At 38.0% G+C, this 21,825-nt stretch carries 23 protein-coding genes; 8 read left to right on the top strand and 15 right to left on the bottom strand.

Annotation, left to right across the window (positions count from 1 at the left end; all coding sequences use genetic code 11):
- Positions 1 to 80 precede the first annotated feature (80 nt).
- Positions 81 to 1,859 carry an arginine--tRNA ligase gene (gene argS, locus K8089_RS09645; protein WP_237603073.1) on the top strand — a complete coding sequence of 593 codons (1,779 nt, stop codon included), beginning with the start codon at positions 81 to 83 and terminating at the stop codon, positions 1,857 to 1,859.
- A gap of 72 nt (positions 1,860 to 1,931) precedes the next feature.
- Here the strand turns inward: argS and K8089_RS09650 are convergent, their stop codons facing one another.
- Genes K8089_RS09650 through K8089_RS09660 form a run of 3 tightly spaced genes read right to left on the bottom strand, consistent with a single transcriptional unit; the run spans position 1,932 to position 5,950 of the window.
- The gene (locus K8089_RS09650; protein ID WP_237603074.1) at positions 1,932 to 4,496 is read right to left on the bottom strand and encodes a TonB-dependent receptor; all 2,565 of its coding nucleotides are present in this window, start codon (positions 4,494 to 4,496) and stop codon (positions 1,932 to 1,934) included.
- The gene (locus K8089_RS09655; RefSeq protein WP_237603075.1) at positions 4,474 to 5,400 is read right to left on the bottom strand and encodes a FecR family protein; all 927 of its coding nucleotides are present in this window, start codon (positions 5,398 to 5,400) and stop codon (positions 4,474 to 4,476) included. The genes K8089_RS09650 and K8089_RS09655 overlap by 23 nt, the downstream gene beginning before the upstream one ends.
- Before the next feature lie 40 nt (positions 5,401 to 5,440).
- Positions 5,441 to 5,950, bottom strand: coding sequence for an RNA polymerase sigma factor (locus K8089_RS09660; protein WP_237603076.1), 510 nt, complete (start codon positions 5,948 to 5,950; stop codon positions 5,441 to 5,443).
- 103 nt (positions 5,951 to 6,053) lie between these two features.
- Here K8089_RS09660 and K8089_RS09665 point away from each other — a divergent pair, with 103 nt between their 5' ends.
- The 7 genes from K8089_RS09665 to K8089_RS09695 all read left to right on the top strand — a co-directional run bounded on the left by K8089_RS09665 (position 6,054) and on the right by K8089_RS09695 (position 12,471).
- Positions 6,054 to 7,814, top strand: a complete 1,761-nt coding sequence (locus tag K8089_RS09665; protein ID WP_237603077.1) for a hypothetical protein — start codon at positions 6,054 to 6,056, stop codon at positions 7,812 to 7,814.
- Between the two features lie 167 nt (positions 7,815 to 7,981).
- Complete coding sequence (locus K8089_RS09670) at positions 7,982 to 9,487, top strand: hypothetical protein (RefSeq protein WP_237603078.1); 1,506 nt, start codon at positions 7,982 to 7,984, stop codon at positions 9,485 to 9,487.
- 123 nt (positions 9,488 to 9,610) lie between these two features.
- A complete protein-coding gene (locus tag K8089_RS09675; protein ID WP_237603079.1) occupies positions 9,611 to 9,973 on the top strand; it encodes a c-type cytochrome in 363 nt (120 codons plus the stop codon).
- Positions 9,974 to 9,978: 5 nt separating this feature from the next.
- Positions 9,979 to 10,527 carry a YceI family protein gene (locus tag K8089_RS09680; protein WP_237603080.1) on the top strand — a complete coding sequence of 183 codons (549 nt, stop codon included), beginning with the start codon at positions 9,979 to 9,981 and terminating at the stop codon, positions 10,525 to 10,527.
- A gap of 13 nt (positions 10,528 to 10,540) precedes the next feature.
- The gene (locus K8089_RS09685; protein WP_237603081.1) at positions 10,541 to 10,918 is read left to right on the top strand and encodes an OB-fold protein; all 378 of its coding nucleotides are present in this window, start codon (positions 10,541 to 10,543) and stop codon (positions 10,916 to 10,918) included.
- A 5-nt stretch (positions 10,919 to 10,923) separates the two neighbouring features.
- Positions 10,924 to 11,811: a DUF5777 family beta-barrel protein gene (locus K8089_RS09690; RefSeq protein WP_338149245.1), complete on the top strand. Its 888-nt coding sequence runs from the start codon at positions 10,924 to 10,926 to the stop codon at positions 11,809 to 11,811.
- 81 nt (positions 11,812 to 11,892) lie between these two features.
- Positions 11,893 to 12,471, top strand: coding sequence for a T9SS type A sorting domain-containing protein (locus K8089_RS09695; protein ID WP_237603082.1), 579 nt, complete (start codon positions 11,893 to 11,895; stop codon positions 12,469 to 12,471).
- Between the two features lie 90 nt (positions 12,472 to 12,561).
- Here the strand turns inward: K8089_RS09695 and K8089_RS09700 are convergent, their stop codons facing one another.
- The 12 genes from K8089_RS09700 to K8089_RS09755 all read right to left on the bottom strand — a co-directional run bounded on the left by K8089_RS09700 (position 12,562) and on the right by K8089_RS09755 (position 21,808).
- Complete coding sequence (locus K8089_RS09700; RefSeq protein WP_237603083.1) at positions 12,562 to 13,209, bottom strand: carbonic anhydrase; 648 nt, start codon at positions 13,207 to 13,209, stop codon at positions 12,562 to 12,564.
- A gap of 221 nt (positions 13,210 to 13,430) precedes the next feature.
- Complete coding sequence (locus K8089_RS09705; RefSeq protein ID WP_237603084.1) at positions 13,431 to 14,477, bottom strand: proline iminopeptidase-family hydrolase; 1,047 nt, start codon at positions 14,475 to 14,477, stop codon at positions 13,431 to 13,433.
- A 2-nt stretch (positions 14,478 to 14,479) separates the two neighbouring features.
- Positions 14,480 to 15,235 carry a DUF6090 family protein gene (locus K8089_RS09710; protein WP_237603085.1) on the bottom strand — a complete coding sequence of 252 codons (756 nt, stop codon included), beginning with the start codon at positions 15,233 to 15,235 and terminating at the stop codon, positions 14,480 to 14,482.
- A 41-nt stretch (positions 15,236 to 15,276) separates the two neighbouring features.
- Complete coding sequence (locus tag K8089_RS09715; protein ID WP_237603086.1) at positions 15,277 to 15,771, bottom strand: VOC family protein; 495 nt, start codon at positions 15,769 to 15,771, stop codon at positions 15,277 to 15,279.
- 19 nt (positions 15,772 to 15,790) lie between these two features.
- The gene (locus K8089_RS09720) at positions 15,791 to 17,149 is read right to left on the bottom strand and encodes an MFS transporter (protein ID WP_237603087.1); all 1,359 of its coding nucleotides are present in this window, start codon (positions 17,147 to 17,149) and stop codon (positions 15,791 to 15,793) included.
- A 145-nt stretch (positions 17,150 to 17,294) separates the two neighbouring features.
- The gene (locus K8089_RS09725; protein ID WP_237603088.1) at positions 17,295 to 17,600 is read right to left on the bottom strand and encodes an EthD family reductase; all 306 of its coding nucleotides are present in this window, start codon (positions 17,598 to 17,600) and stop codon (positions 17,295 to 17,297) included.
- 38 nt (positions 17,601 to 17,638) lie between these two features.
- Entirely contained in the window at positions 17,639 to 18,160 is a 522-nt protein-coding gene (locus tag K8089_RS09730) for a RidA family protein (RefSeq protein ID WP_237603089.1), read from the bottom strand.
- A gap of 37 nt (positions 18,161 to 18,197) precedes the next feature.
- Complete coding sequence (locus K8089_RS09735; RefSeq protein WP_237603090.1) at positions 18,198 to 19,187, bottom strand: ester cyclase; 990 nt, start codon at positions 19,185 to 19,187, stop codon at positions 18,198 to 18,200.
- 42 nt (positions 19,188 to 19,229) lie between these two features.
- On the bottom strand, positions 19,230 to 19,559 hold the full coding sequence (locus tag K8089_RS09740) for a hypothetical protein (RefSeq protein WP_237603091.1): 330 nt from the start codon (positions 19,557 to 19,559) through the stop codon (positions 19,230 to 19,232).
- Between the two features lie 43 nt (positions 19,560 to 19,602).
- On the bottom strand, positions 19,603 to 19,938 hold the full coding sequence (locus K8089_RS09745; RefSeq protein ID WP_237603092.1) for a hypothetical protein: 336 nt from the start codon (positions 19,936 to 19,938) through the stop codon (positions 19,603 to 19,605).
- A 79-nt stretch (positions 19,939 to 20,017) separates the two neighbouring features.
- Positions 20,018 to 20,788 carry a hypothetical protein gene (locus K8089_RS09750; RefSeq protein ID WP_237603093.1) on the bottom strand — a complete coding sequence of 257 codons (771 nt, stop codon included), beginning with the start codon at positions 20,786 to 20,788 and terminating at the stop codon, positions 20,018 to 20,020.
- 87 nt (positions 20,789 to 20,875) lie between these two features.
- Positions 20,876 to 21,808 (bottom strand): nuclear transport factor 2-like protein, encoded by a 933-nt coding sequence (locus K8089_RS09755; RefSeq protein ID WP_237603094.1) that lies wholly within the window; start codon positions 21,806 to 21,808, stop codon positions 20,876 to 20,878.
- Positions 21,809 to 21,825: the final 17 nt, after the last annotated feature.

Raw genomic sequence — 21,825 nt, forward strand, 5'->3', positions numbered from 1 at the left:
CTTCAAATTTAAAAACGTGTATCTTTGCCAAAATTTCTAAAGCTTCGGCGACAGAATTTCCCTTTTTAAAAATATTATTGATGACACTTCAACAAACATTAGATACCCAAATTAAAACCGCAGTTGAAAAACTATACGGCGCCAAACTTGAAACGGTAGAATTGCAGCCCACCCGCAAAGATTTTGAGGGCGATATTACAGCCGTAGTCTTCCCGATGCTACGTGTGGTTAAAGGCAATCCGGTGCAAATTGGTGAAGCCATCGGTAACTATTTGGTTGAAAATGTGGATGAAATTGAGAAATTCAATGTGGTTCAGGGTTTTCTGAATATTGTATTGAGCGATTCGTATTATTTAAACTTTTTCAATTCTGTTGAAGATTTTTCTTCTTTTGGAAAAGTTCCGCAAGGAAAGGAAGCTTTGATGGTTGAATACTCTTCGCCAAACACTAATAAACCCCTGCATTTAGGGCACGTTCGAAACGTTTTGCTGGGCTATTCAGTTTCCGAAATTGAAAAGGCTGCGGGTAAAAAAGTGTATAAAACGCAAATTATCAATGACCGTGGAATTCATATTTGTAAAAGTATGCTGGCTTGGGAAAAATTTGGAAACGGCGAAACCCCCGATACCGCAGATTTAAAAGGCGACAAGCTTGTTGGGAACTATTACGTAAAATTCGACCAAGAATACAAAAAGGAAATTGAGACTTTAAAAGCCAAAGGCAAAACCGAAGAAGATGCAAAAGCACAAGCGCCATTGATTCTCGAAGCACAAGAAATGCTGAGAAAATGGGAAGCTGGCGATGAAGAAACTGTAGCCCTTTGGAATAAAATGAACGGATGGGTTTACAGTGGTTTTGAGGAAACATATAAGTCTATTGGCGTAGATTTCGACTTTTATTATTATGAAAGCGACACCTACCTATTAGGAAAGGATATTATTGAAGAAGGTATAAAAAACGACGTTTTCTTTATGAAAGACGATGGCTCAGTTTGGTGCGACTTAACTGAAGAGGGCCTCGACGAAAAACTCGTTTTGCGAAGCGATGGCACAGCGGTTTATATGACGCAGGATCTTGGCACCGCAGTACAGCGTGTTAAAGACCATCCCGATGTTGGCGGCATGATTTACACCGTTGGAAACGAACAGGATTACCACTTTAAAGTCTTGTTTTTAATTCTGAAAAAACTTGGTTATTCTTGGGCTGAAAATCTATTTCACTTAAGTTACGGAATGGTAGATCTTCCTTCGGGGAAAATGAAAAGTCGTGAAGGAACCGTTGTAGATGCAGATGATTTAATTGCACAAATGACTGCGACTGCGCGCGATATTTCGGAAGAACTTGGAAAGATTGATGATTTTTCGGAAGATGAAAAAGAAGCACTTTACCGAATGATTGGTTTAGGAGCTTTAAAATATTATATCTTAAAAGTTGATCCAAAAAAACGGATCCTTTTCAACCCTGAAGAAAGTGTGGATTTTCAAGGAAACACAGGTCCTTTTATTCAATATACTTATGCACGGATTCAGTCAATTCTCCGAAAAGCCGCTTCGACTCCGTTCAGCGACCATTCATTGACTGAAATCAAAATGCATCCAAAGGAAAAAGAACTTATAAAGATTATTCAGCAATACCCTGAAACCATTCAGTTGGCGGCAGCTAATTACAGTCCAGCTTTGATTGCAAATTACACATATGATTTGGTTAAAGAATTCAACAGTTTTTACCAAAACGTACCAATCTTGGCAACGGATAATAAAACAGAAAAGGCTTTCCGAGTACAGCTTTCAGCAGCGGTTGCTGAGGTTATAAAAAGTGCTTTCGCATTGCTAGGAATCGAGGTTCCGGAGCGAATGTAGATTTTTTCATTGCGACTTGGCGCCTTTGCGAGAGAAATTTGCACGCAAAGCCGCAAAGTTTTTTATTCTCCTTTAAAACAAAACCTGAAACGAAAAGTTGGGCGTAATTCCCAGGGAAATTTCTTCTACTTTATTTACTGAAACTTCGTTGTTTTCATCTCGAATTATCGCATACCGAATGTTTACAGTATTTTCGGCATTCAGAATGTTTAAAAGCGCAATGTTAATTTTCGCATCAATGGTTGGCGATAATTTCCAGAGATACTCTGCAGAGAAATCTGTTCTAAAATAATCTGGCAGTCGCTCATTATTAGGAGGGTTGTATTGGATTGTGGTTAAACCGCCGTCGGTTGTGGTTTCAGCATCTTTTAGGGGAGTGGTGTAAGGTTTTCCGCTGTGCCAATTTAATCCCAATGCAATTTTTAAAGCATTCCACGAATAGCTTCCCGCTAGCGTTGCGGCGTGCTGCATATCTAAATTATTCGGGAAAGTTGGTGGTACGAGCGTTTCAAATTCATAATCGTTTTTACTGAACACATAACTTGCCCACGCACTAAATGTTTTCGATTTTTTATTGATTATAAATTCGGCGCCTTTCACCGTGTAATTTCCAATTGCTTTTGTAAATCGAAATTGATTTTGAAATCCTTGGTTCGCACTGTTTATATCTTCCACGACTTTATAAAATCCTTCAGCATTTAAAAATAGTCCATTCCTGCTGTAAACCAATCCTGCCGAAGCTTGTTTGCTTTTTAAAATTGGCGTATTTTCTTCGTCGGCTAAAATCCAGCGTCTTTTTTCGATGCCCAGAAAATCGCTTTCAAAATCGACTCTTTGTGTTGCGCTTTGGCTTTTAAACTCACCCAAAACTTCAACAGCGAAACCGTTTAAGAATTTTTGATGTAAGCTAAATCGAGGTTCGATTAAAATTTCTTCAAATTTATCGAAATAATTCCCCCGTAAACCCGCAATCACAAAGGTCTTTCCGTTTTTTGAATGGTAATTTATTCCAGCGAATAGTGTGTGTGTTCGCAATACATCTTTTTCGTAATTACGAAAGCGTGGCAGGTTAACATCTTGCGTATTTGCAATGCCAACTTCCGAAAAATGATAGCCAGTTTGAAGCTTTAGATTTTCGGAAAGTAGCATGTTCGCGTCAAGTTTAACGCCTGTTTCCAAGACTTCGTTTCTTTGAATTTGTTCCTGAGTAGTAAAAATATCGCGGTTAATTGCGTCCAGTAAATAATAGGTGCCGTAACCTAAAATCGTGGTTTCAAATTTATCGTTCCACGAGCGATTCCAAGAAACGCCGCCAAGCAAGCTGCGTTGGTCTAATTTACTGGTTTTAGACTGCGAATTAATTGCTAAAGTTTCAGTAAAATCGAGTGAATTATCTATGGTTAAAAAGTTGAAACGAATTTTATCTTTTTCTGAAAAATTCCACAGCAATTTGGTGCCGAAATCGTAAAAACTAAAATCTTCATCTGTGCTAATACCTATGTTGTTTTGGGTGCTTTCAGCATTGTTTATTTCGCTATCTTGAAAAATTCGTTGGGTGTAATTTTTATAAATTGGCGATTCCCAAACTTCATTGATAGATTTTCTTCCCGCAACTTGAAGGCTTGCTTTTTCAGAAATTGGAATATCCAAAAATCCGCTTCCGTTTATTAAATTGAAGCCGATTCCCGCTTCGGTTTTTGACGAAACTGTATTTTTTGAACGCATATCCAGCACGCCCGAAACCCCTTCGCCATAACGAATGTTTGTGCCGTTTTTATACAGTGTTACCCTCTTGGTAAGATCTGGGTTAAACGCTGAAATAAGTCCGAAGAAATGCCCGCTTTGGTACATTTTTATATCGTCCCAAAGCAGCAAGTTTTCATCGTGCATCCCACCGCGAATGTTGATATTTGAAATGGTTTCATCCACACTTTCAACTCCCGGAAGGGCTTGTGCAATTTGTAAAACATCGTTTTCTATTTGCCCGGGCAATAAGCCAAAATGTGCCGTTGAAAGAAGGATTGAACCATCTGTATTTTTATCGATTCCTTTGGTAAATATATTTTGAATAACCACGGGTTCAAGCGTTGAAACGGAGGGGAGCATCAACAGTGCGACACAATCTGTTGAAAGTGTAGCTGTGCTGCTTGTAAGAGGCGAATAGCCAACAAAAGTAACAGTAAAGGCTGTGTTTTTATTTTGAAGTGGAACATAAAAAAAACCTTCGGCATTGGTAATTGTTTTAAAAGAATTATCATTTGAAATAACAGTGGCTCCAACCAACGGCAACTGAGTTTCAAAGTCGATTATTCTACCGCAGAGAAGCCCAGTATTTTCTTTTTTGGTGATTGTAATGTACCGCTCGTTAATGCGGTTATAATGAAATGGCGTGTTTTCCCGAAGGTATAAAAGTTCACTTTCTATTGATGCTAAATTTTCGGTAGGTTTTTTCAGTGTTATTCCTTCAATTTCTTCGCGAACGTAAGAAAAACGCACATTGTGTTTTTTTTCTAACGTTTCTAAATAGGTTAAAAGTGTAGTGGCTTCGGTTTCCTGTGCTATGGCTTTTGCGCCAAAAACACAGAACACCAAAAAGAAAACAAAAACTCTGTAGCTACTTGCTATGTTTGGCTTCAATGGTTACTGCTCCGTTTTTATTTATTTTATACGTCAATTGCAGGGGCTCACAAATTGATTTTAATGCGAGTTCAAGATTGTTATGGGTAAATGTGCCCGTAAATCTTTTTTCTAAATTTACGTTTTTTAAATTTAATTTCACCACATATTGTCTTTCCAAAGCATTTATAACCCTTTGTAGCGGTACATTGTTAAAACTACTTTCTTGTTGAAGCCACAGTGGGGATTGGTTATCAGTGACTTCATTGGCAACTAATTTGCCATTTTCTATTTCTACTTTTTTCCCAGCGGGAAGTTTAATCAAATTATCGTTAAAGGCGACGCTTACTAAGCCTTCGTAACACGATACGGTAAAGAGTCCGTCGCGTGCAGCAACATTAAATTGTGTGCCCAACACGCTTACAATTCCTTCGGCAGTTTTTACACTGAATTTATTTCCTTTAGTTACTTTAAAATACGCTTCGCCATCCAACGAAAGTTCGCGGGTATCGTTCCAATTTTTTTTGTTGTACGTAATTTTTGAGTCGGCATTTAAAGCTACTTCGGATCCATCGGGGAGCGAAAAGTTTTCATTTTGCGCAACTTCGGTTTTAATTGAAGTATCGAGCGTTGTAGTGTAATAATATCCCGCAAGCAATAATGCGAATACCGCAGCCACCTTCCAAACAACTGAAAAAACATTCGGTTTTTGTAACTGGCGAACAGGTTTTGTTTTATTTGAAATAGCTTCAAAATTTGCTTCGGAATTCATATCGGCAACCTCAAAACCTGAACTAGCATCTGCAATCTTTAAATACGAAGCATATTTGGGGTCTGCTTTTAATTGCTCCAGTTCTTCGGGCGTGGCTTCATTATTTAGCCATTTATGTAAAATGTAATCTTTGTCCATTTTTATTGTATTCATAAGTGAAACAGTTCAGCCAACCGTTACCCTACTTTTTATTTTAAACATTTCCTATTTCCTTCCGAAGAACAGCCAACGCTTGGCTCATTCTTTTTTCTACAGCTTTTACCGAAATGTTGAGCATTTCGGCTATTTCGGCATATTTTTTACCTTCAATTCTGTTTAACAGAAATGCGGTGCGTTGTGCTTCGGTAAGATTTTCAATAGATTTTTTCAGCTTTTCGTGAAATTCATTTTCCTCCATTACAAATTCTGGAGACTGATAATTGGTTTTATCGGGCTGTCTTTTAGCGTGTTTTAAAACTACTTTTTTATGCGCTACTTCATTCAAAAAAGCATTGTTACAAACGGTGTATAAAAACGATTTTGCCTTCTCTTTAGTGACTTTCGCACAGTTTTGCCACAGTTTTATAAACGCTTCCTGCACCAAATCGTCGGCTTGCGCTGTGTCGCCACATTTAAAATATATAAACCGCCAAACCGGTTTTCCGTGCACCTCATACAACTGGGCAAATGTATTTTCGTTACAGACGTTTTCGGGTTGTTTCATAAAGGGGATTGCTAATTTTCAAATATATTTAAAAGTTATTCAACTTGGAGGGTAGGGTTAATTTTTATTAATTTGTTATAACTGTAGCATAAAGGTTTAAAATTTGAAAAAATCATACTTCTTCCGTTTTATTTTTTTGGTTCTATTAAGTGTATCACTTTTTTCTTGTCAGAAAGAAGAAGAGGAGCATATTGATGAAACCGAGGAAGAAACCATAACCGCAACTTCACCATTAACTACTTTGTTGCTGCGTACCTCGCAAAACCCGGGAGCATACGACGATATAATTGACCAAAATAGTTGCGCTTCAATTATTCTACCCGTTACCGTGGTTGCCAACGGACAACAAGTTACGGTGAATACTCCCGAAGATATAAACATTATTAAAGATATTTTTAACCTGTTTCCGAACGATACCGATACTTTGGAAATTATGTTTCCAATTTCGTTGGAATTATTTGATTATACCCAAGTAACCATTAATAATCAAGCCGAACTGGACGCGCTTGCCGCAACTTGCGATGTTGCCGATGCTGAAATAGGATGTTTAGATTTTATTTTTCCTGTTTCTTTTTTCACATACAATCTAGATCAGCAACAGACGGGAACAGTTACTGTTACAGATAACTGGGAGCTTTTTATGTTTCTGAAAAATTTGGCGACAGACGATATTGTTAGTTTAGATTACCCCGTATCTGTGCTGTTGGAAGACGGTTCCACAGTAGCGGTGGACAGCAACCAAGAACTGCAAACATTAATTTTAGAATGTGTAGCAAATACAAATGAAGACCCGATAGATATTTCGCAATTTGAACAAGATTTAACAACGGGCACCTGGTACGTCGATTACTTTTTTGACGATTATGATGAAACCGATAATTACGCAGGCTATGAATTCACTTTTGCATTAGGTGGCACGGCGCAAAGTGTAAAATCAGGCGTGGTGGTTAATGGAACCTGGGCGCTTGTAGAAGATTTAAAATTCGATCTTTTCTTTGGAACAAATTCCCCGCTGGATGAACTTGACGAAGACTGGGAAATTCTTGAAGCCAACGCAAATTTTATTAAACTGAAAAACATTAGCGGTAGCGATGGCAGCACAGATTACTTAACTTTTGGTCGAGAACCCAATACTGGTGGAACAAATACGGAACTCAATCTTTTTATTGAAAATTTAATAACTGGAAGCTGGTATATAAACTTGCTGGAAGAAGAAGGAACTGACCACACAGCAAATTTTACTGAATATGAATTTACTTTCTTCGGAAATGGTTCAGCCACTGCAGTTAGCAGTAACAATACAATAAGCGGATACTGGACTGCACAAATGGACAGTGGTAATTTAGACTTTATCCTGAATTTTGAAACAACAACCAACGGTGATTTTGAGGAATTGAACGATGATTGGGATGTACTGGAAGCCACCCAAACTATCATTGAACTTTCCGATGTAAGTGGTGGCGGTGGCACAGACTACCTTACTTTTGGTCGTGAACCACACGGTGGCGGTGGCGGAGGTCCCGATCCACAGGAGCTGCGCGATATTCTTGAAACAGGAACTTGGTATGTTGAAAAATTCTTAGACGATGGCGACGATGAAACTGCAGATTTTTATGGATACGATTTCAACTTTTACAACAACGAAACCGTTTATGCTACAAACGGTACCGAGCATGTGAACGGAATTTGGATTGTAACAGTGAGTGGCCAAGAACTCAATTTTGAATTTGATATGGACAGCCCAATAAATGGAGCAGACAGTCAAGAATATAAAGCTTTGCAATATGCACCCACTTCAGTAACTTTTATAACTAGAAATAGTCAAGGACAAATAGAAGATACTTTAATATTTAAACAGAATTAATTTCTCCCCAGCGTTTTAAGCTTCCCCGTAAAACCATCCCACTTTTGGATGGTTTTTTTATAAATCAAATTGAGATTTCAGGGTTTTTATAAAAAAAAGTCAATTTAAGGGTAGGGTTTTTATTGCGTTGCCTGTCTTACTTATATAAAACCCAAAAAGAAATTACAATGTCTAGATTCATCAAATTATCAGTATTTATTTGTCTTCTAATGATTGTGGCCAACTCCTGCTCCAAAGACGACTCACAACCTACCGAAAATCCAGATTCAAATTTAATAACAGTAGATTCTGAATTAGGCAACTTACTGCTTCGCACTACAGACGTTAATAATACATCTTCAATAGATTGTATAGATCTAGTTTATCCGGTTACATTTTTCATATACAATTCTAACCAGCAACAAACCGGTACACAAACGGTTAATAACGATGGGGAATTATTGGCATTATTGCTTTCACTAGAAAATGGCACTTACATCGCGTTGCAGTTTCCTATTAGTGTGGTGTTACAAGATGGAACTATCGTAGCAGTAAATAGTAATGCCGAATTAGTAACCTTAATTTCCGGTTGCTCTGCCAATGGAGGAGGCGTACCCCCAGATTTTTCAACCATATTAACTTCAGGCTCGTGGTTTGTCACTTATTTTTTCGACGATGAAGATGAAACTGGTGATTTTGCAGGCTATGAATTTACCTTCGCAACAGATAACACGGCTCAAGCGGTAAGCACTTCAAACACCGTGAATGGAACTTGGAATTTAACAACTAGCACAACTCCAGATTTATTATTGTTTTTCGGTAATACCGATCCTTTTGATGAATTAGATGAAGATTGGGACATTATTGAAGCAACACAAGATATTATTAAACTGAAACACATTAGCGGCGGCGACGGCAGCGTAGATTTCCTAACCTTTGAACGCACCCCGAATGGTGGCGGCGGGGGTGGAAATACTTCAAATTTTGTCGATAACCTTACAACCAGTGTTTGGTACGTAAATCTTTTAGACGACGATGGAACTGACGAAACGTGTGATTATGTAGATTATCAATTCACCTTTAATTCAGATGAAACGGTTACGGCTACAAGTACTAACAACACTGTTAACGGCACTTGGACAGCAACAAGTAGTGGCAGCGGAATAGACCTTATTCTAAACTTCGAAATAACTGGTGGCGACGATCCTTTTGACGACTTAAACGACGATTGGGATGTGCTAAGTTTTGACACTGAAATTATAAAATTAATTGATGTTAGCGGCGGAAACGGCGGAACGGATTATCTCGATTTTGGCAGAAATCCATACCAAGGTTGCAGCGGCGGCGGAAACACAACGGAGCTTACAAACATCTTACTAGACGGCCAGTGGTTTGTTGAAAGCTATATAGACGATGGCGATGATCAAACAATTGACTACAACGGATATGCCCTTACATTTAACGCAGATGGTAGTGTACTCGCGGTAAACAGTAGCAATACCATTAGCGGCACTTGGAGTGTTGTAACCAGTAGTAATGGACTGGATGTAAACTTAGATTTTGGAGCTGCCATTCCTTTTGATGAATTTAATGACGATTGGGATGTTGAAACCTACACAAACACGAGAGTTGAACTCTTTGATGTTAGCGGCGGAAACGGTGGAACAGATTATTTGACTTTTGAAAAACTATAGCATTTTATTCAATCTTTTGGCGGGTGATAAATATGTAACTACGAGGTGATTTTGTCATCCAATTACTACGGCTCCCTCCATTTTTGAAAAATAAATTGAACATAAAAACTAAAAAACATCTTTATGAAAACAGTGGCTCTAATCTTAATTTCATTTTTACTGCTTGGCTGTACCGCCAGTACCTATGATGATATTGAAGAGATTCAAGAAGAAAATCAAGGGGAGCTGGTAACCTATCAAGATGTTGCTTTTATATTTCAAAATAATTGTACGGTTTGCCACAGCAATCCACCACAAAACGGTGCGCCAATGCCCTTAACAAATTATTCCGAAGTAAAAGATGCCGTGGAAGATAGAGATTTAATAGACCGTATTAGCAGAGAAGAAGGTGAGCAAGGTTTGATGCCCTTGGGCGGCCCGCGCTTGCCACAACAACAAATTGATTTAATAACGCAGTGGAACTTAGATGGCCTACTGGAAAATTAAAATTTATGAAAACTACAATCACTTTTGCAATTATCTGTTTCGCCTTTATAGTTTCGGCTGTAGGGCAAGAAAAATACGCTACCAAAACTGGACAAATAGATTTTGAAGCGTCAGTTCCTTCTTTTGAAGAAGTAAAGGCAGCAAACTCCAACGTGAGTGCAGTTTTAGATGCTTCAACTGGTAAGTTTGCGGCTCTCGCGCTAATGAAAGGATTTCGGTTTAAAGTGGCTTTAATGGAAGAACACTTTAATGAAAATTATATAGAATCTTCAAAATATCCAAGAGCGACTTTTAAAGGAATTATTCAAGATTTTGATATTTCTGACATCTCAGGAAAGAGTGACTATTCAATTAAGGGCACATTTAATATTCACGGAACCGATAAAGAAATGGAAGTGCCCGCTGTTATTTCTGTAAACGGAGATACGGTAATGCTAACGGCTCAATTTGTTATGCAACCGGAAGATTTCAACATAAAAATCCCTTCGATTGTAAGTAATAAGATAGCCGAAGATGTTAACGTTTTTGTTGAATTCAGCTTACAAAAACAATAAAAAAATAGAACCGATGAGCAAGCAAAGAATATTTTTAATCGTCCTTTTACTACTAGCGGTAGTAGGTTATTTTGGGTATAACTATGTCTATCAAGATCACAGAAATATAAAGACTGAAACTTCACAGCTAGAGATTACTGCTCCGTATTTATTGGAACGTTTTAAAACAAATGATGCTGAAGAGCTGCTGAATAAAACCATAACCGTAACAGGAGAAATTTCAAATATAGAAGGAGATGCAATCACCCTCGAAGAAAGCGTTTATGCCAGTTTTGACACCATGAATACAGAAGTTAGCGTAAAGGATAAAGTGAAAATTAAAGGCAGATGTATAGGGTATGACGAGTTATTTGAAATTGTAAAACTGGATCAAAGCACAGTGATAAAATAGAACCCATGATGAAAAAAATAGCACTCTTAATATGCTTTCTTCCCTTTGGGCTTTTCGCCCAGGATGACTTATTAGATGGTCTTGAAAGTGAAGTAGAAGTAGATAAAACCGTAACCGCAGCCTTTAAAGGTTTAAAAGTAGTAAACTTTGAAACTACAAAGCTCGCCGACAAAAACGATTTCTATTTTGTAGTGGCGCACCGTTTTGGTTCAGTGAAAAACGGAATTAAAGATTTCTTTGGACTGGACAATGCAGTAACCCAACTAAAATTTATTTACGGTTTTACAAATTGGCTGAATGTAGGAGTGGCGCGAAGTTCTTTTCAACAAAAATATGGAGCGCATATTAAATACCGTTTAATTCCTCAAAAGCGGGACGGCTTCCCGGTGACCGTAGTAGGCTATAATTTGGTTACAGTAAATACTTCGTTAGAAAAAGACCAATATACAAATCTGGAATTTGAAGACAGGCTTACATACACTTCGCAATTGTTGCTGTCTAAAAAATTTAATGAATCATTTTCATTATTACTTGCTCCAACTTTTATCCATGAAAATTTAGCAACGCGTAGCCGTGAAGTTTTAGCTAATGGAACAACAATTAATTACGATGAAGATTTTAATCAATTTGCACTTGGTGTGGGTGGGCGATATAAAATTTCAACTCGTGTGAGTATTAACGCAGATTATGGAATTCATTTAAACCGAAATGATAATTCCAGTTATAGAAATCCACTTTCGGTGGGAGTAGATATTGAAACGGGTGGTCACGTGTTTCAGATGCATTTCACAAATGCTCAAGCCATGTTTGAAGAAGGATTTATTGTGCAAGGACAAGGTGATTGGACAGATGGTAATTTCTTTTTCGGCTTTAATATAAGCCGCGTTTTTTAAAGAATATTTCATTCCTTTTTTAAATGAAACTTAAAGCATACAAAGTAGTATTAATTTTTTATTAACCTAAACTTAAACATTATGAAAAAACTAAAACTCTTTTTTTTGATGGCGCTTACAGCCTCAATGGCAAGCGCGCAAACAACTTTTGATCTAGACTGGTTTGTTGGAATCACTAATGCCAACGCGAGCATAACAATAGAACCAGGAGATACCGTACGATGGACGTGGACAGACGATGTGCCTCATTCTGTCACTAGCGATTCTGGAAGTCAGGAGGATTTTGATAGTGGCATCCTAACTGGTAACGGTACCCAATTCTCTTATACATTTACCGAAGTAGGAATAAACGATTATGAATGCGATGTACATTCTAATATGGAAGGAACGATTACAGTAGATAACGTAGCTTCTATTGAAGATAAATTTAGAATGAATATTTCGTTTTATCCCAACCCCGTAACCAATGAATTAACAGTGGGTTCTCTTTATAAATTAGATAGCTACAAAATTTATAATGTTTTGGGAAAACTGGTGGGGCAAGGCTCTGCAACGGGCAATATTACCGTAATTGATATGTCTAGGTTAGAAAGTGGTATGTATTTTATAAATGCTGCTTCGGGCGATATGCAATCAACTTTTAAAGTTTTAAAGCAATAAAATGCTGCTTTTTTAAACCTTAAATTAAAAATTTTTGTTTGAATAATTTAAACAAAAAACAACCGCTTCATTTTTGTGAAGCGGTTGTTTTTATTTGGATTCTATTTCTTCTTTATCTAAACGATAAATTTCCATAATTCCTTCGAGGACTTTTTCGAAATCGATTTTCAAATCTATAAGTTTACCGCTCGCCATATCCATCACCCACCCGTGCACAGTTAAACGTCCTTGGCGAACTCCAATTTGTACATCGGCAGTTTTAATTACGTTCACGCACTGTTCCTGCACATTGAGTTCAACTAGCCTTTTATATTTTTGTTCTTCGTCTTCAATTCCATTTAATTCATCGCGATGTAAACGGTAAACATCCCGAATATTTCGTAGCCACGGATTTAAAATCCCCAAATCCTTAGATTGCATCGCAGCTTTTACACCGCCACAGCCATAGTGACCACAAATAACAATATGCTTTACTTTTAGCACATCTACAGCGTAATCAATAACACTCATCGCGCTCAAATCTAAGTTGGAAACCATGTTTGAAATATTGCGCATAACAAAAACATCTCCCGGTTTTACACCCATAACTTCCTCTGCAGTTACGCGGCTGTCGCTACAACCAATATAGAGAATATCTGGGTTTTGCCCGTTGGCGAGATTTTTAAAATAGTTGGGATCAATCCCCAATTTGTCGTTAACCCAGTCTTGGTTATTTTTGAAAATTTGTTCTATATCCATTGTTTTTGTGAAGGTTTTTTCGAGATTCAAAGATATAGAAAAGTGGTTTCGCTTACAATGTTGAAAGTGAAAATTAAGTTGAATTAATTCGCATTCATTAACTCACAATACTTGTTTTGTATATGATTTTCTTTTTAAAACAGGCAGTCTCAAAAAGTTATTAATAAACGTTTGGCGTCATTTTGTTTAGTGGTTAAAACGCTAGCTTATTTAATCAAGAGTTAAAAGCTGCCGTTATTTACATCTTTTATAAATTTTATTAATCCCGAAAAATAAGTTTCTGGGTCGTCATATTGTGATACGTGTCCTGAATTGACAGTCAAACTTCTACCATTTTGAACCTGTGTGCTCATCCATTCCATATATTTTGGGTCCATGGTGTCATATTTACCGCCAATCATCAAGGTTGGGGTTTTTATTTCTTTCAATCTATCGGAAACATCCCAACCTTTTAAAGTTGCATTTCCGGTGACGCCAAATTCACTATACCCTTGCATATAGATATAAATGTTTGGGTTGAGGTGCGAAAAGGCGCGATTGATAAATTCTGGCCATTCATTTAAAGGCTTGCGAAGAATGTGCTCCGTATAGTAATAATTTTGTACCAACTCAGCATATCTTGGATTGGTAAAATCTTCGTTAGCTTCCAATTCCTTTATTTCTTTATAAACCTCAGGCGGTAGTTGGGCGCCCAAAACTTCGGCATATTTTTCGTATTCGGGGATGCTCGCCATCATATTCGAAATAATTAAACCCTTAAGATTGTCTTGATATTTCAGCGCGTATTCCATAGCGAGAATTCCGCCCCAGGATTGACCCAGCAGATAAAAATTGTCCTTGTCAAGATTTAATGCTTTGCGAACCTGCTCCACTTCTTCCACAAAATGTTCGGTGGTCCAAAGGGTGGAGTCGTTTGGCTTATCGCTGTAATAACTGTCTAGTTGGTCGTAGTAGATGTATTCTATTTCTTCATTGGGAAGGTAGCCGTCAAAATTTTCGAAAAACTCGTGTGTGCCGCCTGGACCGCCGTGAAGCAGTAAAACCTTCATTTTTGGATTGTTGCCCATACGTTTTGTCCACACATTAAAAGTGCCTTTTGGGGTTGTAATGGGAATCATTTTGATGCCGCCCGTTATTTGGTCGTCGCTGTTTGAATAATCGAAATAGGTTGAGTTGCAATCGGTTTCAGTTTTTATGGCTTCTTGCTTTTTGCCGCAGCTAAAAAGTAGCATGGCGATTAAACTGATGAATATTAATTTTGCTTTCATAGTTATTGCTTGTTGGTTTCTTTTAAAATTTCCTCGATCATCACACTCGCATCTTGAAAGTAATGTTCCATAAATTGTGAATATAATGCTTTTTCGTCCAATAGATTTTCAAATGTTATATCATGAAACAACCCCACATTGCTTATTTCCAGATTAGAAACATCGGTACCTATGCGTTTGTGATTGAGGTTGCGCAGGGAGCCATGGATTTTTAAATAGTCCACAATGTCCTGCGAGCTTTTTTCTACCCTTCGGTTCCATTCTTCTATGATTTCAATCTGGGTTTCCCATTTAAAAAGTAATTCTTTTAAGGTGTTGTTTTTCAGAAGTGATAATTTTCCGGTGTTTTTTAATTGGTTTAAAGTGAAGTTGCTCGGTTTCCAAGTAGGGAAAAATAAGGATTTTTCGATCATTCTATTTAATTGCTCTTCGGAAAGTTTTGGTTCTTTTAAACCGATAAGTTTCAGATTCTCCAAAGTTCCATTTTTTGTGAATGCAATGGCACCCAATACTTCTTTCAGCGCATCGCGGTTGGCCTGAAATTCCTGAATTAGGTTTTGGTGAATAAGTTGCAGTTCGGCATTTGATTTTCGGTTTTCGTTCCAAGTATTTATTTGTAGCGCAATCAAAATCCCAATGACCACGAGTATTATCTCGCCAATGGCATAAGTGAGATATTTGCCAAACTTGTCTGCACGTTCGGCAGGTGAGTTTTCGGTCAGGGTTTTTTGTCGGTTTTTTCTAAAGAGTTTAATCATTTGTAGCAGTTAATTTTACTTCAGCTCTTTACACACTGGTTTTATGGTTTCCGTTCAATTATGTGAATATTATTCCCGTCAATATCTGTAATATGAATGGTTCTTTCTCCATTTGGCATATTTTCCATTTCAGGCAGCTTGTAGTTTAACTTTTTTAACCTTGACAGAATTGTATCCATAGATGATACTGTAAATCCAATATGTCCGGGATAGGAATATGTAGTGGTATCCCCTATGAAATGACCCAAATGCAATTCTCCTCCGTTTCCGGTTGACATCCATTTTGCTCGAATGTTTTCTCTGTATGGAAAAGGAAAATGAATGGTATCAAATTCAAAAACGTAATGATAAAATGCGACACTTGAATCTACATTTTTGACCACAAGTGTCGAATGATTATACGAGGCGAATGGTTTATTAGTTGAGGTGGATTCTAAATTTTCATCTTTTGGGGTTTGCTTGCAGGAAAAAAATCCAATACTTATTACAATCAGGAAAAGACAGAATGGATTTCGATTTAATTTTGAATTTTTCATTTTGGTTGAGTGTTTTTAATCAGTCTTTAATTACAGCGGGCGCCACTAAAGTTTGTTTTAAAACAACGAAGCTCTCCACCGTACGTCTGTGTTTACTGAAATTAATAAATTGTACAATGATTGCCATTAGCAATGGCATTAGGGCAATAAAAAGAAAGACCCATTCCCAACTGAAATTTGTTTTCAGCACTCCCAATAAGGCCGCACCAGATGCCCGCCCCATATTGCTCAATGCCATATAAAGTGTAAATTGTGTTGCGGCCACTGTCTTCCAGCAAAGGTGCATGGCAGATGCAAATACCGCAATGCACAAAAAAGTGTAGAGGGTATAGTAGCTCAGTATAAAAATATAAATTACGAGGTTATGACCCCATATACCGGGCATAAAGGCAAAAACCGTTATCAGTATGGTCAAAATACCGAGATAGAGCGTCAGCATTTTTAATTTTCCAAAAAAATCTACCAAATAACCCCCTACAACCATGCCCAATATTCCACCTACCACTGTGGTAATAGAGAAAACTTGTGAAAAGGAAGTGTTTGTCCAGCCCAATTCCTGAATGGTAAATATGGGCAGAAGGGTATCGATAAGTCCAAACATTATCCCAACCGCAAAACATCCAATACCAAATATGATACTAGATTTTAGGCTTACCACCTTATAAAGACATTTAAAAATATGTTTCCAACTTTTCAATTGTGTTTGTTTGGAATCTGGAGATGCGGCGCCCGGTGTCCACGGCATTAATTTTTCGCCCGGTCGTTCATTAAAATAAATAGGAAAAAACATAATGGTTGCCACTGTAATGGAGAGCGAAGAAACAGCAATGGAAAAACCAACGGTATTAATAAGCCAAGTGCCGACGACCAAAGATGCTGATATACCAATTGTTTTGGTGCCCCACATTAGACCATTGGCTCTGGCCTGTTCGTTTTCGGGGATTACGTCTACGGCCATTCCATCGGTTGCCACATCCTGAAAGGCCCCGAAAAAACTGATGAAAAATCCCGCTACCATCAAAGCGGAAAGGTTGTTTAGTGGATTGGGAACCAACCCGATACATAGAAAACTAATTATTAAACCTAGCTGCCCAAAAATTACCCACGGCCGTTTTCGACCCATCGCCAAGAAGGTGAATCGGTCCATCAAAGGGGCAATCAAGATTTTGAAACTCCAGGGAATACCGATAACACCGACAAATGCGGCTATTTCCAATGGCGATTTGCCATTCATCGCCAACCAGGCCGGAATAGCAAAAAAGGTGATTCCCTCAGGTATTCCTTGGGCAATATAAAGGGCGGAAAAGGTAATATAACGCCTTAACGCATTGTCGGTTAAACTGCGGCCTAATCTGGTTTTTATTTTCTGTGAATCCATTTTTTGGTTTTTAAGGCTAGAAATACAGTTTTCGATCTTTTCAATCGTTTTTTAGGCGGTGCAGCTGCATTATCACATTACAATAGAATTATTAAGACATTCTTTCGAAACCGTGTTCAAAGCGTACATCCGGCTGGGAAAGCACTCATTCCCCAACACTACCCACTAAAAGCGTAGCACCACCGGTTGCAAAATTAGCCAGGTCGGCGGCGGTTGCCTGTCCTTCGGGAGAACCCATGGTCGTTTGCATGGCTTCCGGACCGGAAAACCAAAATTCAGCCATTCGGTAATACGCGGGTTTTGAGCCATCCGGTGCGCTTTTGAACTTGGTGAGTTCAAGCTTGCTATGGCCTTTCATCTTTGCCGCTTTGGGCAAGTGGGTGTTGGCATAGTGGTCTTCAAATGCAGCAATGTCCGTTGGATGTCCATAAAGGACTGTTAGTTTGATCATGTTTTCTAGTTTTTTAATTTTTCGTTAATCGTTAATTGTCAGTTCTTTTTATGCACTTCCATTTCAATCTCAATCATAAATTCGGGTACCGCCAATTCCGTAACCCCAAGCCAAGAACCAGCTGGAAATTGTTTTTTGTAGATTTCAGCTCGGTAGGCGGCAACTTCTAAAAACTTAGACATATTGGTGGTAAATACGTTTTCAACAACCACATCGTCAAAAGTGCAACCGTAGTGATTTAAGATTTTTTCGAGATCGGCATAACAGTTTTTCATCTGTTGCTCCATGTCGCCAATCGCGGTGGGGTTGCCTTCATTGTCCATACTCACGGCGCCTGAGATTTTTATGTCGTTGCCAATTTTTACGGCGTGCGAATAGCCATAGGCTTTTTCAACTTCTGGGCGGAGCATGAAATATTCTGGAGTTTCATCCGGAGCAGCAGATTCAATTGGTTCTGATGTTTCAACAGTCGTGTTGGCTTTTGTTTTTTCGTTGCAACTTGCTATTGAAATTGCTACTGTCAAAGCGATGGCTATTGTTACAAATTTTGTTGTTTTCATTTTTGAATGGTTTTTATAGTTGATTTTTATTTGGGTTTTAATCATTCACACCGTATTTAATCTGTCTGCTATATTCTTCAGCATCAAAACTGCCAATGGATTGTTTTATTAAACCCTTTTCATCCAATTGCCAAAGTTCAAAACCGCTGATGTTTACTTTTTTTCCGGTGCCGTTCGGGCCTGTATTCGTACCTGTAAGTGTCCAATGAAATTCTGCGCCTTTTGCGGTGTTTACCAACTTGTTAAAGGCCACAACCATATCGTCGGGAAAGGCATCCATAAAGGCTTTAGCAGATTGAGCAATAGATGTTCTGCCAACAGCAGGAGTGCCATTGTTTATGTTAAGCGAACCATCTTCAGCGTAAAATAAAGCTACAAAATCTGGGTTTTTACTGCTCCAAGCTTGGGCGTAACTTTTGGCGAAAATAGTTGGGTCGTAGATTCTTTCAGATTCTGGAATTCGGGTTGATGTGAACGAAATATTAATAAACTTCCAAACCTCGTTTTCCTTAATTAATGTGAAATAATCAATATTGTTCAAAAGTGGTACTCCAAAAGCATGTAAAACTGCATCGGCTTTTACGAATGCCAACTGTCCATCGCTTACGTGGATTGTATATTCTTTTACTGGTTCGAAGTAAGGACGACTTGTGTTTTTATTGACAGTTGCTAAATGATCTGCTACCAACGTGGTTTCGGTCGTCCACTTACCGTCCCTTAATCTTACAATTGCCAAGCTGGCTTTGTCTGCCATCATTTTCTTCATTGCAGTTAAATCATAATTACCGGCAACAATTAGAAATTTTTCGATGGTTGCTTTTACATCTGCTTCGTCTTTGGAATAAATTTTTTTCGCGGTAGTTATTTGCTTTTGAGCAACCATTTTATCCAAGTTTTTATCGTTTTTTATATCTGAAAAAACCATCCCAGTAATTGCAGACTCCTCACTTGCGTGTGGATCGGGGTTTTGGGCATTGAATGCAAAGCTTACTAGTAACAAAGCGAGAAGTGGAATTATAATTTTCATTATTTCTTAATTTTAATTTTGATTAAAACTTAGCTTTTGAACCTAATTTCCTTCAACTGTAAAACCTTCGTGCGACAGTTCAATACTTTTAAAACTGGGACCACCATTACCCGTATTGGAAGAAGTTTGAAATTGTAATGCGCGTGAATTTTTTAACTTCCAAGTTTTTACAGTTTTATTGTTTTCATCTTTCTCTTCAATTGTTACCGTACCTTCCTTTTCTAAAGGTGTGCCGTAACCTGTCCAAAGTTCTGTTTGGTCTTCAAAATTCACGTCTTTTAAAAGTACTGTGCCGTTTGTTGTCCCACAGTTTTCTAGTCCAGAAATTTCATTGCATTTTCCGTTTGCTCCTGAAATATGTATTGTTTTCATTTTTAAAATATTTAAGGGTTAATACTAAATTGATTGTTCTTTTTTAATAAATAATATTCTCCAAAATGCGCCCCAAATTACTTTCAGACATAGGTATTTTACGATCTACCGCAAAGAGTTGCTGAATTTCATTCTTTAATTCGCACAGTTCCAGTTCAGAATATTGATGGCGCTCTAAAGCATCTTCAATTTTTTCAATGCTTTCGTCATCGTTATTATTCTGAAGTTCGCTGTACATTCTAGCAAATATTTCTTCTGAAGTTTTAGTCTTTATAAGTGTTATTTCTTCCTCGGTTTCCAAATTATCTGCTTTTGCGCAAAGCAATAAAATGTATGTTTTCAGTTCTGCCTTGCTCCAAAGAGTTGCGTTAGTTTTCATAATTCTTTTCAGTTTCTTGGCGACTTTGCGTCTTTGCGAGTGAAAAAATTACCGGCAAAGACACAGAGGCGCAAAGATTTTACTTTCTTTCAGCAACTTTTACATCGCCACTTATACCGCTTAAATCTGGACGATACATCCAGATTTCGGTATCGCCACCATTGGTCACCTCCATCCAGTCTCCTAAAAATTTATCCCAGCTTCCGGCACCATACATTTCCTCATATTTTTTTTCGATACTGTGGTTCTCGCCCAACCATGCCGATTTGTCAAAAAACGAAATGACCGCCAGATCCCGTCCTTCTTTGGTGCTGGGGAATTCATTGGTGTAAATACCATAGGTGTCGTCCAGTGATTTTGAGACGTTCACATCGTGGACTTTTTTTACCATGGTCAAAGCTTCTTTGTATTTACCTCTTTTTATGTCCCAAGTATCCACGGCCATGTTTTTAATGGTAAAGTCCTTGGGAAAAAAGGAGAGGTCTGCATTGAATTTCCAAAAAGAAGTTTGGAATCCGCTACCGGGCATTAGGTATGGAGCTACGTTTGCACGCCAATCGGCAGCATGTCCTTCCTTTTGTGCGGGGCTGTCTAAGGAGCTCCATGGGAGTGGGCCCATAACCCAAACGTAGCTTCCTGTACGAGGTCCAGTGGAAATCCAATACACACGAACTCCGGTGGGTCCCTCGTTGTGGTATTTTTTGTTGTGGGCGGTGATCCCTTTTTCAAACTGACCTATCTGCGTGGGATTTGGCGTTAACAGATCATTTTCGAATACACTGTATTCGGTACTGTTTTGTGATAGCGCCAATAAAGGCATTAATAGCGAAGCGAAAATTAATTTTCTCATGATTATTTAAATTGTGTTAGCTTTTAGCCAACAGGTTATTTTATTTTTTTAAAAAAATGGGGGCTTCTTATGGGAAACCGCAATTGTTTAATCCAATAGTTTTGGATTGTAATAAGCTGTTTCACGAATTATTTTTCCATCTTCATTAAAATACATTTGGTAGTGGATGGGCACGGTTATAGCTTTTTTGTCAGATTTGCGTATAAAATTTACATTCCACCAAGACTGCACGACATGGGCATCGCCCATTTCATAATGTAAGTAGTCTGGATAGCCTACCATATCAATACTTGCTACATCAAACTTCTCCGTAATTTGTTTATCTATGGCCTTCTGTTCTACCAGTGGAATACTCTTAAACTCAGGAGAACTGGAATCAACAAATCTTGCGTCTTTATCATAAAAGCCGTAAGCTTTATCCCAGTCATTATTTTCGATGGCATACATTAACTTTCGAACGGTATTTATGAATTCGTGATGGTTGTAGATTGTACCGTTTGTTCGGTTTGTAAAACTGGAGCGTATTTCGTCTATTACTGCTCCATTTTTATAATAAATGAGCATGGTTATTTTATTGTTCTTATTAACCGTATATAATCTGTGCGAAGCCGCATCTATTTTAACCCCAGTGGTTTTATGAACGCCTTTTATCAAGTCCCAAGTTTGTACCCATACAGTACCATTTGGATTGTCCTTTTTATACTCTATGGCATCGGGATACGAATTTGGAAAAGGTTCGATGTTGTAGTAATCTAAGTTTTTAAAATAGAGCATTTGATTGTTTAAGAATGCTTCTTTGTCCATTCCCTTATCGTTTGCCCTATCTGTATTGCCGTCATAGGCTTTAAAATCTTCAGCTAAATAACTTGCCATTTTTGACCGATCCCCGGCAACTGAAGCTTTAACAAACTGGTTTACTGTTTCAATGGCTGGGTGTTCAATATAAACAGTTCCGTTCTTTTTTTGTGCTGTGGAAATGAAAGCTATTAGCATCATTACCGATAAAATTTTTGTTTTCATCTTGTATATATTTATTT

The sequence above is a fragment of the Aequorivita vitellina genome (assembly GCF_022008365.1).
GTDB classification, from domain to species: Bacteria; Bacteroidota; Bacteroidia; order Flavobacteriales; family Flavobacteriaceae; genus Aequorivita; species Aequorivita vitellina.

What these genes read in the sequence shown, in the direction of transcription:
- argS (WP_237603073.1), top strand. Translation starts at nt 81, where the DNA reads ATGACACTTCAACAAACATTAGATACCCAAATTAAAACCGCAGTTGAA.
- K8089_RS09655 (WP_237603075.1), bottom strand. Translation starts at nt 5,400, where the DNA reads ATGAATACAATAAAAATGGACAAAGATTACATTTTACATAAATGGCTA.
- K8089_RS09660 (WP_237603076.1), bottom strand. Translation starts at nt 5,950, where the DNA reads ATGAAACAACCCGAAAACGTCTGTAACGAAAATACATTTGCCCAGTTG.
- K8089_RS09670 (WP_237603078.1), top strand. Translation starts at nt 7,982, where the DNA reads ATGTCTAGATTCATCAAATTATCAGTATTTATTTGTCTTCTAATGATT.
- K8089_RS09675 (WP_237603079.1), top strand. Translation starts at nt 9,611, where the DNA reads ATGAAAACAGTGGCTCTAATCTTAATTTCATTTTTACTGCTTGGCTGT.
- K8089_RS09680 (WP_237603080.1), top strand. Translation starts at nt 9,979, where the DNA reads ATGAAAACTACAATCACTTTTGCAATTATCTGTTTCGCCTTTATAGTT.
- K8089_RS09685 (WP_237603081.1), top strand. Translation starts at nt 10,541, where the DNA reads ATGAGCAAGCAAAGAATATTTTTAATCGTCCTTTTACTACTAGCGGTA.
- K8089_RS09690 (WP_338149245.1), top strand. Translation starts at nt 10,924, where the DNA reads ATGATGAAAAAAATAGCACTCTTAATATGCTTTCTTCCCTTTGGGCTT.
- K8089_RS09695 (WP_237603082.1), top strand. Translation starts at nt 11,893, where the DNA reads ATGAAAAAACTAAAACTCTTTTTTTTGATGGCGCTTACAGCCTCAATG.
- K8089_RS09700 (WP_237603083.1), bottom strand. Translation starts at nt 13,209, where the DNA reads ATGGATATAGAACAAATTTTCAAAAATAACCAAGACTGGGTTAACGAC.
- K8089_RS09705 (WP_237603084.1), bottom strand. Translation starts at nt 14,477, where the DNA reads ATGAAAGCAAAATTAATATTCATCAGTTTAATCGCCATGCTACTTTTT.
- K8089_RS09710 (WP_237603085.1), bottom strand. Translation starts at nt 15,235, where the DNA reads ATGATTAAACTCTTTAGAAAAAACCGACAAAAAACCCTGACCGAAAAC.
- K8089_RS09715 (WP_237603086.1), bottom strand. Translation starts at nt 15,771, where the DNA reads ATGAAAAATTCAAAATTAAATCGAAATCCATTCTGTCTTTTCCTGATT.
- K8089_RS09720 (WP_237603087.1), bottom strand. Translation starts at nt 17,149, where the DNA reads ATGGATTCACAGAAAATAAAAACCAGATTAGGCCGCAGTTTAACCGAC.
- K8089_RS09725 (WP_237603088.1), bottom strand. Translation starts at nt 17,600, where the DNA reads ATGATCAAACTAACAGTCCTTTATGGACATCCAACGGACATTGCTGCA.
- K8089_RS09730 (WP_237603089.1), bottom strand. Translation starts at nt 18,160, where the DNA reads ATGAAAACAACAAAATTTGTAACAATAGCCATCGCTTTGACAGTAGCA.
- K8089_RS09735 (WP_237603090.1), bottom strand. Translation starts at nt 19,187, where the DNA reads ATGAAAATTATAATTCCACTTCTCGCTTTGTTACTAGTAAGCTTTGCA.
- K8089_RS09740 (WP_237603091.1), bottom strand. Translation starts at nt 19,559, where the DNA reads ATGAAAACAATACATATTTCAGGAGCAAACGGAAAATGCAATGAAATT.
- K8089_RS09745 (WP_237603092.1), bottom strand. Translation starts at nt 19,938, where the DNA reads ATGAAAACTAACGCAACTCTTTGGAGCAAGGCAGAACTGAAAACATAC.
- K8089_RS09750 (WP_237603093.1), bottom strand. Translation starts at nt 20,788, where the DNA reads ATGAGAAAATTAATTTTCGCTTCGCTATTAATGCCTTTATTGGCGCTA.
- K8089_RS09755 (WP_237603094.1), bottom strand. Translation starts at nt 21,808, where the DNA reads ATGAAAACAAAAATTTTATCGGTAATGATGCTAATAGCTTTCATTTCC.